At 53.6% G+C, this 15829-nt stretch carries 16 protein-coding genes; 8 read left to right on the forward strand and 8 right to left on the reverse strand.

Going from position 1 to position 15829, the window contains the following annotated elements:
* Window positions 1–9 precede the first annotated feature (9 nt).
* A complete protein-coding gene (locus HV346_RS11605; protein WP_181623630.1) occupies window positions 10–585 on the reverse strand; it encodes an XRE family transcriptional regulator in 576 nt (191 codons plus the stop codon).
* Between the two features lie 150 nt (window positions 586–735).
* On the opposite strand from HV346_RS11605, the gene HV346_RS11610 reads away from it, so the two are divergent.
* Both HV346_RS11610 and HV346_RS11615 read left to right on the forward strand, forming a co-directional pair.
* Window positions 736–1254: a GNAT family N-acetyltransferase gene (locus tag HV346_RS11610; protein WP_181623631.1), complete on the forward strand. Its 519-nt coding sequence runs from the start codon at window positions 736–738 to the stop codon at window positions 1252–1254.
* Window positions 1251–1700 carry a DMT family transporter gene (locus tag HV346_RS11615; RefSeq protein WP_181623632.1) on the forward strand — a complete coding sequence of 150 codons (450 nt, stop codon included), beginning with the start codon at window positions 1251–1253 and terminating at the stop codon, window positions 1698–1700. The genes HV346_RS11610 and HV346_RS11615 overlap by 4 nt, the downstream gene beginning before the upstream one ends.
* Window positions 1701–1703: 3 nt before the next feature.
* On the opposite strand, the gene HV346_RS11620 is transcribed toward HV346_RS11615, so the two are convergent.
* Together HV346_RS11620 and HV346_RS11625 are read right to left on the reverse strand one after the other, a co-directional pair.
* Window positions 1704–1937, reverse strand: coding sequence for a YdcY family protein (locus HV346_RS11620; RefSeq protein ID WP_181623633.1), 234 nt, complete (start codon window positions 1935–1937; stop codon window positions 1704–1706).
* An 80-nt stretch (window positions 1938–2017) separates the two neighbouring features.
* Window positions 2018–3616, reverse strand: coding sequence for an ABC transporter substrate-binding protein (locus HV346_RS11625; protein WP_181623634.1), 1599 nt, complete (start codon window positions 3614–3616; stop codon window positions 2018–2020).
* Between the two features lie 283 nt (window positions 3617–3899).
* On the opposite strand from HV346_RS11625, the gene HV346_RS11630 reads away from it, so the two are divergent.
* The 3 genes from HV346_RS11630 to HV346_RS11640 are packed head-to-tail and all read left to right on the forward strand — an operon-like array spanning window position 3900 to window position 10403.
* A complete protein-coding gene (locus HV346_RS11630; RefSeq protein WP_181623635.1) occupies window positions 3900–5246 on the forward strand; it encodes an SrfA family protein in 1347 nt (448 codons plus the stop codon).
* 4 nt (window positions 5247–5250) lie between these two features.
* On the forward strand, window positions 5251–8232 hold the full coding sequence (locus HV346_RS11635) for a virulence factor SrfB (protein WP_181623636.1): 2982 nt from the start codon (window positions 5251–5253) through the stop codon (window positions 8230–8232).
* Window positions 8229–10403, forward strand: a complete 2175-nt coding sequence (locus HV346_RS11640) for a virulence factor SrfC family protein (protein ID WP_181623637.1) — start codon at window positions 8229–8231, stop codon at window positions 10401–10403. The genes HV346_RS11635 and HV346_RS11640 overlap by 4 nt, the downstream gene beginning before the upstream one ends.
* Window positions 10404–10435: 32 nt before the next feature.
* On the opposite strand, the gene HV346_RS11645 is transcribed toward HV346_RS11640, so the two are convergent.
* Window positions 10436–11200, reverse strand: coding sequence for an alpha/beta hydrolase (locus HV346_RS11645; RefSeq protein WP_181623638.1), 765 nt, complete (start codon window positions 11198–11200; stop codon window positions 10436–10438).
* An 86-nt stretch (window positions 11201–11286) separates the two neighbouring features.
* Entirely contained in the window at window positions 11287–11460 is a 174-nt protein-coding gene (locus HV346_RS11650) for a GhoT/OrtT family toxin (protein ID WP_181623639.1), read from the reverse strand.
* 245 nt (window positions 11461–11705) lie between these two features.
* On the opposite strand from HV346_RS11650, the gene HV346_RS11655 reads away from it, so the two are divergent.
* Genes HV346_RS11655 through HV346_RS11665 form a run of 3 tightly spaced genes read left to right on the forward strand, consistent with a single transcriptional unit; the run spans window position 11706 to window position 12600 of the window.
* On the forward strand, window positions 11706–12032 hold the full coding sequence (locus tag HV346_RS11655) for a DUF1971 domain-containing protein (protein WP_181623640.1): 327 nt from the start codon (window positions 11706–11708) through the stop codon (window positions 12030–12032).
* Window positions 12033–12059: 27 nt separating this feature from the next.
* Window positions 12060–12413, forward strand: a complete 354-nt coding sequence (locus HV346_RS11660; RefSeq protein ID WP_181623641.1) for a DUF1971 domain-containing protein — start codon at window positions 12060–12062, stop codon at window positions 12411–12413.
* A 4-nt stretch (window positions 12414–12417) separates the two neighbouring features.
* On the forward strand, window positions 12418–12600 hold the full coding sequence (locus HV346_RS11665) for a DUF1869 domain-containing protein (protein ID WP_181623642.1): 183 nt from the start codon (window positions 12418–12420) through the stop codon (window positions 12598–12600).
* 39 nt (window positions 12601–12639) lie between these two features.
* On the opposite strand, the gene patD is transcribed toward HV346_RS11665, so the two are convergent.
* The 3 genes from patD to HV346_RS11680 are packed head-to-tail and all read right to left on the reverse strand — an operon-like array spanning window position 12640 to window position 15829.
* Window positions 12640–14064: an aminobutyraldehyde dehydrogenase gene (gene patD, locus HV346_RS11670; protein WP_181623643.1), complete on the reverse strand. Its 1425-nt coding sequence runs from the start codon at window positions 14062–14064 to the stop codon at window positions 12640–12642.
* A gap of 24 nt (window positions 14065–14088) precedes the next feature.
* Window positions 14089–14895, reverse strand: coding sequence for an ABC transporter permease (locus HV346_RS11675; protein ID WP_181623644.1), 807 nt, complete (start codon window positions 14893–14895; stop codon window positions 14089–14091).
* Complete coding sequence (locus HV346_RS11680; RefSeq protein ID WP_181623645.1) at window positions 14885–15829, reverse strand: ABC transporter permease; 945 nt, start codon at window positions 15827–15829, stop codon at window positions 14885–14887. Before HV346_RS11680 ends, HV346_RS11675 begins: the two co-directional genes overlap by 11 nt.

Here is a 15829-nt window from a genome sequence, read left to right on the forward strand (position 1 = left end):
GCATTACCATTACGAGCCAGATTGATTAAGCCGCACGACCAGATAAACACAGGTTTCATCGGTTTCATTGATAAACCGGCAATCGTTCGGCGGCCCCAGTTCAAGGCAATCCCCAGCCTTCATCTCATGCCGGGTCTCCCCCTCCTGGAACACCAGTTCCCCGGACTGCAGCCAGATAAGTTGCCGTGCCAGCGCATATGAAGACGCAGGCATCGGCACGTCACTGCCTGCAGGCAGTTCGACCTGGACAAGATCAATAGGGAGATCGGTACGCGGAGAAACATGGCGACGAAGATAATGCGTCTGGGGATCGCGCCAGACAGGCTGATTGGCCTGACGCAACAGTTTGCCCTCCTGCATTTCGGCTCTGGCGATCAGCATCGACATGCTGATACCAAAAGCACCGGACAAGCGCGCAAGTAGCGTCGCCGTTGGGCTGCTATCCCCTCGTTCAATCTTATGGATCATGGCGCGCGACACGCCAGCCCGATCGGCAAGCTCGCTCAGCGACCATCCGCGCGACTCGCGTTCAATGCGAATTCGGGCGCTAATCCGTTGATTCATATTGTCTGTAATAGTGTTCATGCCGTCATACTATAGTGTATGCACACCATTTCAATGCTGTTTTCATAACAAAAAAATATGGCTTATGCCGTAGCGTTGCACTAATACCTGCGTGTAATATTGTGACATAATTGTATTACTATAGTGAACAATACATTCAGAGGTTCAATCATGATAATCCGTCATGCCTGTAAAGAAGATTGCGCCACCATCGGTGAAATATATAACCACGCGGTATTGCATACGGCAGCTATCTGGAACGACAAAACCGTCGATACCGACAACCGCATTGCGTGGTTTGAAGCGCGTACTCTTGCGGGTTATCCGGTTCTGGTCAGTGAAGAAAATGACGTCGTGACGGGATATGCCTCATTCGGGGACTGGCGTGCTTTCGACGGTTTTCGCCATACGGTTGAGCACTCGGTGTATGTCCACCCAGACCACCAGGGGAAAGGAGTAGGCCGGGTCCTGATGAAAGCTCTGATCATCGAAGCCCGCACGATTGGCAAGCATGTCATGGTGGCTGGCATTGAGGCGCAAAACCATGCGTCGATCCATTTGCATGAGACACTCGGTTTTGTCACGACCGGGCAAATGCCACAGGTAGGGACAAAATTTGGGCGCTGGCTGGATTTGACCTTTATGCAGCTACAGCTAGATGAACGCAGCGACCCGGATGCGATCTCATGAATCAATCGCTGACGCTCGCTTTTCTGGTGGCCGCCGGGATTGGTCTGGTGGTGCAAAACACGCTGATGGTGCGTATTACCCAGTCTTCGTCCACAATCCTTATCGCTATGCTGCTGAACTCGCTGGTCGGGATTGTATTGTTCGTTAGTATATTGCTGTTTAAGCAAGGCGTTGCCGGGTTTACTGAACTGGCTTCGACGGTACGATGGTGGACGCTGATCCCAGGTCTGTTAGGGTCATTTTTTGTTTTTGCCAGCATTAGTGGATATCAAAACGTCGGCGCAGCAACCACAATTGCCGTGCTGGTGGCTAGCCAGTTGATTGGTGGTCTGGTGATGGATGTACTGAAAAGTCATGGCATTCCACTGCGGGCGCTGATCGGCCCGGTTTGTGGCGCAGTCATGCTGGTTGTTGGCGCCTGGCTGGTCGCCCGACGCCAGTTCTGACGCTTAAAGGATCGTGCCGCCTTTGGTGAGCTGCTCGTGGCGCGCCTCCATCTCTTCTTTATGCTGCTTACCGTGATGCGCAATCGCGGTACGCAGACGCTGTTGCTGCGTAAAACGCTCTTCGCGGCTCAGCTCTGCATCATCGCTCAGGGCGATCAGCAGTTCATTCATATGCGTGATCACGCTCTCTTCGAGCGCAGCATCGACACGCGCGATGATTTCATCTAAATGTGACATTGTCACTCCTTTTCAAATGTCGGGTGATGCGATGTTTAGCGCCGGGTCAGACACAGTCACTCACCCGGCGCGTCATTCACTTAGTTCAGTTTTGCTTTCGAGAAATCACTGCCCATCAGGCTTACGCTGTAGCCCGTCACATTACTACGGGTCGCGTAGAAGGTTTTTCCGTTCGCCAGCGCAATCCACGGTGCTTGCTGATAGAAAATGTCCTGCGCCTGGCTGTACAACTTCGCACGCTCAGCCGGATTGCTGGTCAGTTTCGCTTTCTGCACCAGGCCATCATAACCTTTGTCGCACCAGCGCGCGGCATTGGATCCGGTTTTGATACTGTTGCAGCCCAGCAGTACATCGGCAAAGTTATCCGGGTCGCCGTTATCTGACATCCAGCCAAAGAGCGCAGAATCGTGTTCGCCTTTACGCATGCCGGAGAGATATTCCCCCCACTCGTAAGAGACAATTTTGGCCTTAATGCCCACTTTCGCCCAGTCGCTTTGGATCATCTCCGCAATGCGGCGTGAATTCGGGTTATACGGACGCTGGACCGGCATTGACCACAACGTGACTTCAGCCCCCTGCTCAAGACCAGCTTGTTTCAGCAGCGCTTTCGCCTTTTCAGGATCGTAGCTGTAGTCTTTGAGGTCTTTGTTATAGCCGAGCATATTCGGTGGAATCGGTGATTTTGCTACCGTACCGGACCCCATAAACACGGCATTCACAATCGCTTTTTTATCCGTGGCATAGTTCAACGCCTGGCGTACCAGCACATTATCAAACGGTTTCTTCTCGGTGTTAAAGGCCAGATACCCCACGTTGAGCGCATCCACTGAATGCAATGTCAGGTCTTTGTTGTTTTTGATCACATCGAACTGTACCGGTGACGGCGCAGGAATGATCTGACATTCATTGGTCTGCAGTTTCGCCAGGCGGGTTTCAACATTAGGGGTGATGGAGAAGATCAGGTGTTTGGTCGGCACTTCGCCATCCCAGTAATTCGGGTTAGCTGCATAGCGGATCAGCGAGTCAACTTTGTACTGCTGAAGCACGTAAGGTCCGGTCCCGATTGGCCAGGTATCAACGTTCTCTGGCGTGCCTTTTTTCAGCATCACATCCGCGTATTCAGCAGACAAAATAGAGGCAAAATCCATCCCCCAGTCGGCCAGGAACGCGGCATTCGGTTCACTCAGCACAAACTGAACGTGGTAATCGTCGATCTTTTTGACATCCTGAATCAGCTTATCCAGACCGACGTCATTAAAGTATTCGTAATTGCCCTGGGACACATTGTGATACGGGTGTTTAGGGTCTTTCTGACGCATGACGGAGAAAATCACGTCATCCGCATTGAAATCACGGGTCGGTTTGAAATATTTATTGCTATTGAATTTCACCCCTTTTCGCAGGGTAAAGGTATAGGTCTTGCCATCCGGGGAGATGGTCCACGACTCTGCCAGGGATGGAACTGGCGTATTTTTCACTGGATCAAAATTAATCAGGCGATTGTACAAAACCTGAGAGCTGGCAACAAATGACGGGCCAGAACTGGCAATTTGCGGATTGAACGATTCCGGTGAGGCTTCGGAGCAATAAATAATCGTATCGTTGTTTGCCGCCCACGCAGCACTTGCCGGTAAAAGAGTGCTCAGCGCGAGAGCGAGCAGCGTTTTCCCTGTAGACATGGTTATAACCCTTTCGGTTTTATTATATAGAACAGTAATAACAGCACAGCCCCGATGGACTGGCAAATAACGAAACACTATCAGGTTATTCTAAAGCAGTGTATTTCGCTGGTTTTGCAATCAGTGCCTGAAAAATTGATTTGCCTTAAGTCCCCTTATTCGTCAAGCATAACTGCGACGATCTATGCTGCAAGAAATCGCCGCTTTTGCCGTCTCATCACCCGTTTGGTTGCTTTTCTATTTCGGTAAAGTAGAGAGGTGAAGAAGTATATGGGACCAAATCGTGGCAAAAACTCTTTTACGCAGCGGTAATCTGGATGACTTTCAGGCCGTTGGCGGCGGCGGACAAGCCGTTTTTGAATCAGCATTGCAGATCCGTGAAGCACTCCGCTTACGCAAACAGCAGACGATTGTCGATTGTCTGGCCATTCCTCAAGTTAACGATGGTGGCGATCGTGTCGACTGGTATTCGCCTGTAGACGGTGCGGTCTCCAGCTGGAAAACCGCCGACGAAGATGAACGTTTTCGTGCGTTGCGCTATCTGGAAAATACGCTTGCAAGCGTAGAGTCGCTGAGTAAAAAGTGCCTCCAGTCGCCTAAAACCGCACAGCAGCTTTTTGGCTCCCTGCTCTCCAAAGCTTTTCAGTTCCCCGGTGAAAATTTCCTGTTTCTGGTTGATGGCAAACCGGTCATCACCTTTTGGGGATTTGTGAATCTCAACGAGAATGCACGTGATGATGTTCTCGAATGCCTGCGCGAATCACTTATCCCGGAACCAGAACCCGTTCAGATCGAAGATCCGGAGCCAGAACCTACGCCAGTCATTACCTTTGAACAGGCTGATGAACCGCTGATTGCCCCGGCGACGGTCGTTCGTATTACACCTGACGAGTTGTACGAACCTGAACCCACACCGGTGATTATTCCGCCCGTCGTCGAAGCGGTGTCAGTTCCTGTTTCTGAACCTGTGCGTAAAAAACGTCGCGTTCCTCTGTGGTCCCTGCCGGTAGCCGCTGTGATCGTCGCGGCGGTTGCTGCGCCACTGCTGTGGCCAAAACCTGCGCCGTCATCCGAACCTGAACCAGCGCCCGTTCTTGCACCTGTGGCTATTGCGCCAAAACCTGTTCAGCCTGTTGAACCGCTGGCGATGAATCTCCCGCTGCATCAGGCAGAAGTTCTGGCCACGAAAACCAAAGAACCAGCACCCGCTCCTGTCGCCGAGCCTGTAGTTATTGCGGCGATCCCGAAAGATGTGATGGTGATGGATGCCAGCCAGGTGAAAGCCGGTTCGACCCGGTTCCTGAACGGTAACTGGCGCGCAATTCTGGATGTGAAAGACCCGGTGACAGGCAAACCGCCGTCACTGCGTTACCAGATCCAGAACAACAAAGGTATCGCTCGTGTCGTTCATGGCGATAACGTCGTTTGCCGCACAGAGATTTTCTCCGGGTTACACAGCAATGGCGAACTGATGATCAAAAGTCGCGGTAATGCACGTTGCACTGACGGTTCTCGCTACCCTATGCCTGAGATTGCCTGCAAAGCCGGAACCAGTGACGTGGCGGAATGCAGCGCCCGTTATGATGCCAAAACCGTCGTTTCATTGACGTTCAAAAAAGTAGGTGCGTGACCCTATGCTGGTAAATCTTTGCGACTACAAACAAAGTGTTACGCTCATTGCAAATAGCGGCGTGCAATTTCTGGATTTTGGCCTGACGCCACAGGACACCGCCAGCAATGGACGCTTCGTGCGTAAAACGGCGAACGGTCCGCTGCTGCGCCTGGATTATGATCTGGTGAATGGGCGCTATACTCTGCCCGTCTCTGGCGGCGGTCAGCCGGAAGTGGTTAAACCTGAAAGCACTATCCCGTTACTTCAGTCATTAACTGTGCTGGATGGTGTCTGGCTTCCCGTTCCTTTCCTGCGTTTTAACCCGCCAAGAACCTTCGTTGATGGACCAGACAACTGGGCGCGCGTTCAGGTACGTAAACTGGAAACCCCTGACAGTGCCGGAAATACGCACCGGGTCACCTTCGCGCTCGACAGCCAGATTGCCGGGCATGCTACATCAGCCCTCTCGCCTGTTGAAAACGACATTCTGAACGGAACCCGTTTTGCGCTTGCCTGGGGTGATGAAGAGGTAGAGAGTTTCCTTGATCAAACCTGGATAGACGGCTGGCTGCGCGAAGCATTCAGTCAGTTTGCAACCAACGTTGAAAATCGTTCGGATCGTGACCTTCAGCAAGCAATGCGGAGCTTTGAGTACCAGGCCCACTGGCTCAATCTGCTGACCATGCTCGGTGAACAAATCACCGTGCCTGAAGTCAAGTTTGTGACCCATACGCTTAGCACGCCGGCGATTCCGGTAGACCTGATCCTCGACGTCGGTAACACCCATACCTGCGGCGTGATTATTGAAGATCATGGTGATGCAAACGACGGTCTGCGCCAGACCGCCGAGCTTCAGGTTCGTTCGTTAAGCGAACCTCAGTTTCTCAACGAACCGCTCTTCACCAGCCGCCTGGAGTTCTCGGAAGCGCGTTTCGGCAAGCAACACTTCTCGGTTGAAAGTGGCCGGGAGGATGCCTTTGTCTGGCCGTCAATCGTTCGTGTTGGCGATGAAGCCCGCAAACTGGCGATGCAGCGCCTGGGGACAGAGGGTAACAGCGGGATCTCAAGTCCTCGTCGTTATTTATGGGATGAAACGCCTGTTGTACAGGACTGGCGCTTCAGCCAGATGAACAGCAAAACCCAGCGAGAGCCTCTTGCAACCGCGTTCCCGCTGATGAACCTGATGAATGATGACGGCGAACCGCTCTTCACGTTGCCACAGGATGAACGTCTGCCCGTCTTTTCGCCGCAATACAGCCGTAGTACGCTGATGACCCATATGCTCTGCGAGCTACTGGCACAGGCACTGGGGCAGATTAACAGCGTCGCAACGCGTTTACGTCTGGGCTTCCCGGCCTCTCCGCGCCAGTTGCGAACCCTGATCCTGACGCTGCCCTCGGCAATGCCAAAACAAGAGCGCGAAATCTTCCGCCGCCGTATGTTCGAAGCGATCGCTATCGTCTGGAAAGCAATGGGATGGCATCCTCAGGACGAGGATTTTGCCAGCCGGAAGCAGCAAGAAAAAAGCGTGATTCCGGTCCCTGAAATTCAGATGGAGTGGGACGAAGCCAGTTGCGGTCAACTGGTGTGGCTGTACAACGAGGCGATCTCCCATTTTGGTGGTCAGACGGAGGCGTTCTTTACCTCACTCGCCCGACCGGATCGCGAGCCTGAACCGGGGGTAAACCCGGGTCGTTGCCTGCGCGTTGCGTCTATCGACATTGGCGGCGGGACAACGGACATGGCGATCACTCACTACCAACTGGATGACGGTTCCGGCAATAACGTCAAAATTACGCCACAGCTTCTCTTCCGTGAAGGTTTTAAAGTTGCTGGGGATGACACACTGCTGGATGTTATCCAGCGTTACGTGCTGCCTGCCCTGCAAACCCAGTTACAAAAATCCGGGATCGCTGATGCCTCTCTGCTGATGGCTTCGCTGTTCGGGGATTCAGGGCGTATTGATACCCAGGCGGTGTTACGTCAGCAAACGGCGCTTCAGCTCTTTATGCCGATCGGTCACGCGATTCTGGCGGCCTGGGAATCCAGCGATATTGACGATCCTGTTGCCGGGTTGCATGCCACCTTTGGTGATTTACTGCGCCAGAAACCCACCCGCAACGTGATGAACTATTTGCAGCAGGCAATCGACCACGCCCTGCCGGCGGGATCAGCCGCATTCGATCTCTTTGCCGTGCCGCTGCACATCAGCTTCCGTGAAATGCAGGATGCCATGCTGGCAGGTCAGTTCACGCTGGCAGCCCCGCTTCATGCAGTGTGCGAGGCTATCTCCCACTACAGTTGCGATATTCTGCTGATCACCGGCCGTCCGGGATGTTTACCCGGCGTACAGGCACTGATCCGCCACCTGCAACCGGTTCCGGTCAACCGCATTGTCTGGCTGGATAAATATCAGGTTCACGAATGGTATCCGTTCAGCCAGCAAGGTCGCATCGGAAACCCGAAATCCACCGCAGCCGTCGGGGCCATGCTGTGCAGCCTGGCGCTCGACTTGCGTCTGCCACGGTTTAATTTTAAAGCTGCTGATATTGGGGCGTACTCCACCGTGCGTTATCTGGGGGTACTGGATAACACGGTAAATACCTTGCGTGAAGAGAACGTCTGGTATCAGGATATCGACCTCGATAAACCCGGCGCAAAACTGGATGCCCGCCTGCACTTCCCTCTGCGTGGCAACGTGACGCTCGGTTTCCGCCAACTGGAAAATTCACGCTGGCCTGCCACGCCGCTCTATACGCTGAGCATCAACTCTGCTGAACTGGCAAAAACCATCGCCGGTGACGGAGTGCTGAACGTTCGCCTTAAATTGCGCGGCGGGACGAAACAGGAAGGCCCTGAATCGTTCGAATTGAGCGATGCATGGCTTCAGGATGGCACGCCTGTTTCGGCTGATGCATTGACATTTAAACTGAATACCCTGGCCGATCGCCGACACAGCGGCAGCCACTACTGGATCGACAGCGGGAGCGTATACCTGAAATGACAGCGACGACCACCACCACTCAGGCCTTAATCGGGTGGATTAATGAGACGCGCCTGAACGCCCCGATTCTGGACAACGATGCGGATGCACTTCTGGCCCGGTTGAATGCGGTTCAAGCGCGCGAGCACGCCATAAACGCGGCACTTGCCCGACCTGCCAGTATTGGCCTGTATGGCCATTCCCAGGCGGCAAAAGCGCATTTGTTGACATCCCTCTGTGGCAGCGGCAATGCCCGCCTGAATGTTGCCCCAGGCCAGCGCACATTTGACTATTTCTCGCATATCAATCCGGGGCATGCCCTGACCAATATGGCGATCCGTTTCACCCGGGAAAACCACGACGTTGCCGATGAAGCATTTCCGTTACGTCTGAGCCTGGTTACAGAAGCTGAACTGGTACAGTTGTTTATCGCCCGAACGGCCCTCCACCCGCAGATCCGTCCGGTGGATAAATCGGTCATTGAAACCCGTCTTGAGAAATGGCGCGCATTGCGTCAACCGCAAGGTGTTCCGGGGATGACGTCAGAGGAAGTGGGCGCCATTGCGCGCTTCTGGCAAAGCACAGTCCCAGGTGCGAAACAGCAAATTGATGATGCTCTCTGGCATCAGTTCGCCCTGCTGGTCCCCTCGCTGGATTTAAGCACGCGCGCCAGCGTGTGGTCACTTCTGTGGGGTGAACAACAAGAGTTAACTCAGCAGTGGCTAAAACTGGCCCATGTTCTGAACCAGACCAGTCATGCTCAGGTGCTTGCCGCACCACTTAGCCTGCTCGTTGATAACTTTGGTCTGCCGAGCGAAGGCTTCCTCACGCACGGTGCATTCGCCTCTTCTGAAGCACAGGAAGCGTTGCTTCACCCACTGAGCAACGGAGAGATGTTGAATGCCATCAGTATTCCCGTCGATACTCTCGCATTCCTGACCCGTGAACTGGTGCTGCCCGTAGAGGGATGTGTACTGGATAACGTTGATATTATTGATATTCCGGCCTTCTCTGATCAAAGCGCTCCTCTGCTGACTCAGGCTAAGTGCCAGTGGTTGCTCGAACATTATCGCCAGCAGCTTCAGCCAGATGTGCTGGTTATTTGCAATGCAACCGCACAGCACGAGCACACGGCAAAAACGGCAAAAGTTCTCCTGAACTGGGTTAAAGAAACGCAGCCTACGGCAGACTCCGCCTTGCCGGGACTGGTCTGGGCTATTACTCCGCATGACGCACGTTTTACCACGAAACAAAACCTTGATGAGGCGGTCCAGCACCTGCTGGGTAAACCAGGCCAGCGCTGGGGCACATTACAGGCGCTGGATAGCCACAGCATGCAGCGTGTAGTGGAATGGTTGTCTCAGGCAACGCTCAGTTCCCAACGTCAGACCCGGCTGCATACCCTAAAAACACTGTTGCAGCATGAACTGTCGGCACTAATGCACAGTTATCTTGCGCCGGTGACGCTGGAACCTGGTATCCGCCGTGCTCAGGCTGAAAGCATGGTGCGTATGCTGCAAAGCAGTGCGGCACGTCACGGTGAGTTGCTCGATGGGATTTTGCCACCGTTAAGCGCATTTGAAACACTGTTAGCGGTACAGCAACCCCGGGAAGAACAGGTTAATGGCCTGTTCACGGATGTCATTGACCTCTTCGCCGAACAGACTCAGGACAACAGCGGTCAGTTCCAGACGAAGGACAAAGCGCGACTGGCGCACAAAGTCTGGATCAATCACCTGCGGCAGTGGAGTCGCAACGAGGCCGCAGCTGCCCGCTTAGGTCTTGAGCCTGGGGTATTGCAGCAGATAGCTGACGTTCTGGTCATAAGCAGCTATCGCCTGAATCTGCCTCAGCAACTCCAGGGTATTGTCGAGACGGACAAGAGCAGTGCTGCACAGTTACATGCCGTGATGGGGAATTTCGTTGGTTGGCTGGGATACGAACAGACGCCTGCTGCGCAACGTCCGGCAAGCCGTGTTCGTAAAGGCCAGGCTATTTTCGTCACTCCGGTAGTAAACAGCACGACGCCACGCCTGGTACGCCTTGGCGAACAACCGGTTCATGCCGCCACGGCTTATGTTTACGACTGGCTGGTTGCCCTCTACAGCCGGGCAATTGAGAACATTGATTACCAGCACCCTCACGATGTACAGCCTGCCGCCCGGCAAGCTTTACAGGCAATATTGCGGTAATACACCGTAGCAGCCCGCCTGAGTGCGGGCTGTTATTCTTCCGTCATACTTACACTGGTGGCTATGGCTTTCGCCAGTGCCGACGGTGTTTCCCACGACATGGAATGTCCGGCATTGGGCAGGATCTTAACGTCAACACCCTGAGCCTGAAGGGCATCAACATCCGCATCGGGTAATGAAAGTTCACCAAAAATGAGCGTCACCGGGCAGGATAGTGATAAAAATTGAGCTGACCAGTCGGGGCTGACACCCGCAACCAGGCTGGTCGAACCTCGCCATACCGCATAGGGGGCTGAGTTTTGCAGACACCCTGCCCAGGGTGTTTTTTCCGCTGAGAGCAAAGCGTGATACCCGTGTTCAACGAACTGATGTTCAGTTTGTTTGGCAATAGATCGACTAAACATTCCCCCGCCTGCGTGGAAATTAGGCTCTGAAACCATTAATCCCTTGATGCGATCCTGCATTAATACCGCAGTCTCTATCGCAATGCTGCCGCCCATACTGTGTCCATACAGCCAGAAAGTCTCGATGCCCAGGTGATTAAGCCATTCAACAACAACCCGCGCCTGATCGCTTGTGCGATAGCGGTAATGCTCAGGTTTGTCGCTGTAGCCGCTGCCAGGCAAATCAATGAGAAGGGCTCTGCGCGTACCAAAATTCGGGTCGCAGACAACACGAGGATATTCATAGGAAGAGGCACACCCAAGGCCGTGAATAAACACGATGGGATCGCCATGTCCGGGAAGATCTTGCCAGCGAACCACGCAGTCCGCATGTTGCGAGTAAAAACTGTTCATAGGCACTCCATTTGTGATGCACTGTTTATTTATACAGTTATCAGTAATGAAATGCTACGACTCTCTTGTAAAAGCGGAATCGGGCTTCAGAAAAGCGATATCAACAATGCGACCGGGAAACTCATGGGCCAGGTGGACCCTACCAGGAAAGCGCTCAGGAGGCGAATACGTTTACGATCTTTAGACAGGAACCAGGTAATTAACGCGCAGATTGACGCCATGATTACGTAGAAAACCAACATTTTTTGATACAGCGTCACCTTGCTCACCCAATCTGTAAAAAATAACCGCGCGCAATATGCGACATATGTTGATACAGATCAAGTTTTTTCATTACATAATAACCACTTAAATAACAAGGATAATAACAAGTAGGTATCTATTGTTACAACTCCGGATAAGCCGAGATTATCTTTCCTGATAACATGCATTATAAATGCACTTTTTGACAAATCCTCGCTCCTGGAAAGCAGTTTAATAAGACAGGGTTTTTAAGGGAGGCATTATGCTACGCATTCCGCAGAGTTGTATTCATACCCGTTCCACACCGTTCTGGAACAAAGAGACCGCCCCTGCTGGTATTTTCCAGCGCCATCTCGACAAGGGAACACGCCCTGGCGTTTACCCTCGTCTGAGCGTGGCGCAGGGGGCAGTTCGCTATTTAGGTTACGCCGATGAATCCACGCCAGAGCCAGAACACGAGCTCATCATCAAAGCAGGTCATTTCGGTGTGTTCCCACCGGAGAAATGGCATCACATTGAAGTAATGACCAAAGACACGGTGTTCAATATCGATTTTTTTGTTGAGCCGGACGTGCTGAGATCTCTTTGACTGACTGATATTAAAAAGGAAAATTGTATGCTGCGTATTCCTGAGAATTTTGTTCACACCCGCGCGACCCCATTCTGGAATAAAGAAACCGCGCCAAAAGCCCTCTTCACTCATCACAATACAAAAGCAGGCGTTTATGGCCGATTATCCGTGATGCAAGGGGCTGTGCGTTACTTTGGCTTTGCCGATGGCGACGCAACCGAACCCGATCTTGAACAGGTTATCGAAGCGGGCTCATTCGGTATTTCACCGCCGCAAAAATGGCATCGCATTGAGCTATTGACCGACGATACCTATTTTAACATCGACTTTTTTGCCGACCCGGCAGTCACACTCAGCGGTGCTGGCATCGGTAGAGTGGTCAACACGCATAAGGAGTAACATCATGGGCAAAGCAACGTACACCGTGACCGTCACCAATAATAGCAACGGTGTGTCGGTGGACTACGAGACACAAGCCCCGATGGAGCTATTGATTCCGGATGTTGCCGCTGAAGTGGTAAAAGAGCTTGTGAACACCGTACGCGCTTACGATACGGAAAATGAACACGAGGTTTGCGGCTGGTAGAAAGCGAGCCCGGCAGTACAGACTGCCGGGCGTAAGTGCTTAATGTTTGATCATTACGTGGCGAACAACCGTATAATCCTCAAGCCCGTACACCGACATATCTTTGCCGTAGCCTGACAGCTTCATCCCACCGTGAGGCATTTCGCTGACCAGCATAAAGTGGGTATTCACCCAGGTACAACCATACTGCAAACGTGCGCTAAGGCGATGCGCGCGACCCACATCATTTGTCCAGACCGACGAGGCCAGGCCATATTGCGAGTCATTGGCCCAGGCGAGGACTTGCGCTTCATCATCGAAGGCCGTGACGCTGACCACAGGGCCAAAGACCTCACGCTGAACAATCGCGTCTTCGTGTTTTGCACCAGCCAGCAGTGTTGGCTGGAAATAGTATCCCGCCCCCTCTCTTTTACTGCCGCCCGTCACCACGCGGATGTGGCTGAGTGCCTTTGCATCATCCACCGCTTTGCACACGCGCGACAGATGAGCAGCCGAACTGAGCGGCCCCAGCTCGGTTGATTCATCCTCTGGCGCGCCCATTTTCAGGGTGGAAACTGCTGCACCAAGTTTCTCCACCAGTGCGGCGTAAATGCCCTTTTGGGCATAGATACGACACGCTGCGGTGCAGTCTTGTCCGGCGTTGTAAAAACCAAAGGTTCGCACGCCCTCAACAACGGCATCCAGGTCTGCATCATTAAAAACAATCACCGGTGCTTTGCCCCCCAGCTCCATGTGGGTGCGCTTAATGGATGATGCCGTGTGAGCGATAATGTGTTCCCCGGTCGCAATCGACCCCGTGAGCGAAACCATGCGCACTTTTTCATGTCCGGTCAACGGGTCGCCGACCGTTTTTCCTCGCCCGAACAGGACGTTCAGAACGCCTGCCGGGAAGATATCTTTCGCCAGTTCAGCCAGCTTCAGCGCCGTCAGCGGTGTGATCTCTGAAGGCTTAATCACCACACAGTTACCGGCTGCCAGCGCCGGTGCGAGCTTCCAGGCCGCCATCATCAGTGGATAGTTCCAGGGTGCAATGGATGCGACGACCCCGACCGGATCACGGCGGATCATGGAGGTATGAGCATCCAGATATTCCCCGGCAGCCAGACCATTCAGGGTTCGCGCCGCCCCGGCAAAGAAGCGGAATACATCCACGACGGCCGGGATTTCATCCCCCAGCACGCAATGCAGCGGCTTGCCGCAATTCAGTGATTCCAGTTGAGCGAACGCTTCAGCATGCGCTTCAATCGCGTCAGCCAGTTTCAGCAGACACTCAGAACGCACTTTTGGAGTGGTCTGCCCCCATGCCCCAAACGCGCGGTCTGCGGCCAGAACAGCGGCATCGACTTGCCCAACGGATGCCTCCGCGACCTCCAGCAGTACCTCTCCCGTAGCGGGGTTATATACCGGCTGCTTTTCGCCTTCGCCGGTCGTCAGTTCACCATTAATCAGCAGTTGATTTTGCATAGCATAGTCCCGTTTAAATCGACGTTATTTCCCGCTACCGGCGAGAGTGTCGCCTTCACGGGTTAGCCACCAGGCCCCCAGAATAGGAAAGGTTGTCACCAGCATCACCAGCAGAGCGACCACGTTGGTCACCGGGACATCGCGGGGACGCCCCAACTGATTAAGCAACCACAGCGGTAACGTGCGCTCGTGTCCCGCCGTAAATGTGGTGACAATAATCTCATCAAACGACAGCGCAAACGCCAGCATGCCGCCCGCCAGTAGTGCTGACCCAAGATTAGGCATCACGACATAACGGAAGGTTTGCCAGCCATCGGCCCCTAAATCCATCGACGCTTCGACCAGGCTCCAGGAGGTGCGTCTGAACCGGGCGATCACGTTGTTAAAGACCACCACCACACAGAACGTGGCGTGCCCGACCACAATGGTGAAAAAACCCGGTTCCAGATTGATGGCCTTGAAAGCCGTCAACAGTGCCAGACCGGTGATGATCCCCGGAAGGGCGATAGGTAATAACAGCAATAGTGAGATGGCATTTTTACCAAAAAACTCACTACGCCAGAGCGCTGCTGCAGCAAGCGTGCCAAGCACCAGCGCTATGGCCGTCGATAAGGCGGCAATTTGAAGTGACAACGTCACGGAATCAATAATGTCCCCACGCGATGCCGCCACGCTGAACCACTTGAGCGTCAGCCCCTGTGGCGGAAAACTGAAAGCGGCATCTTCCGTATTAAAGGCATAGGTGGCGATAATCAGCAGCGGAAAGTGCAGGAAAATCACCCCGCCCCAGGCTGCCACTTTCAGGAACAACGGTGCGCGTTCAGAGTGCATCGAATGCTCCCAGACGTTTCACGAACGCCAGATAGAGAGAGATAAGAATAATGGGAACCAGCGTGAACGCGGCCGCCATTGGCATATTCCCGATGGCCCCCTGCTGGGAGTAGACCATGTTGCCAATAAAATAGCCCGGCGGCCCAACCAGTTGCGGGACAATAAAATCGCCCAGCGTCAGTGAGAAGGTAAAAATGGACCCTGCGGCGATACCGGGGATCGCCAGCGGCAACACCACGTAGCGGAGCGTCTGACGAGGACGCGCGCCCAGGTCGGCTGACGCCTGCAAGAGCGACGGAGGAAGACGTTCTAGCGCAGCCTGAACCGGCAGGATCATAAATGGCAGCCAGATGTAGACGAAGACCAGGAATCGCCCCAGACCTGACGTCGACAACGTATTCCCGCCGATGGCCGGGATCGTAAGAATCGAGGTCAGAACCGGCTCCAGCCCCATATGCCCGAGAAACCACTGTGCGACACCGTCTTTTGCCAGCAATAGTGTCCAGGCGTAGGCCTTAACAATATAGCTTGCCCACATCGGCAACATGACCGCGATATAGAAAAACGCCTTCCACTTACCACGGGTATAACGTGCCATGTACCAGGCCATCGGAAAAGCCAGGATGGCGCTGGCTACTGTGACAGCAATCGCCATCACCAGCGTGCGCACAATGATGTCGTAGTTTGCCGGATTAAAGAGTGCCCGGATGTTTGCAAAAGTCAGGTCCGGCGTGACCGACATGGTGAAATCGTCAAAGGTATAGAACCCTTGCCACAGCAAGGTCAGCAGCGATCCTAAGTAGACAATACCGAACCACATCAACGGGGCGAGCAGAAGCAGGAATAATCCCAGCGACGGTTTACGCCAGAACAACGCGGTCATTCGGCTTAACCGCCCATGGGATGTGGGAGTATGCGAAACGCTCATATCCAT

It is taken from the genome of Enterobacter sp. RHBSTW-00994 (assembly GCF_013782625.1).
Taxonomy (GTDB): Bacteria; Pseudomonadota; Gammaproteobacteria; order Enterobacterales; family Enterobacteriaceae; genus Enterobacter.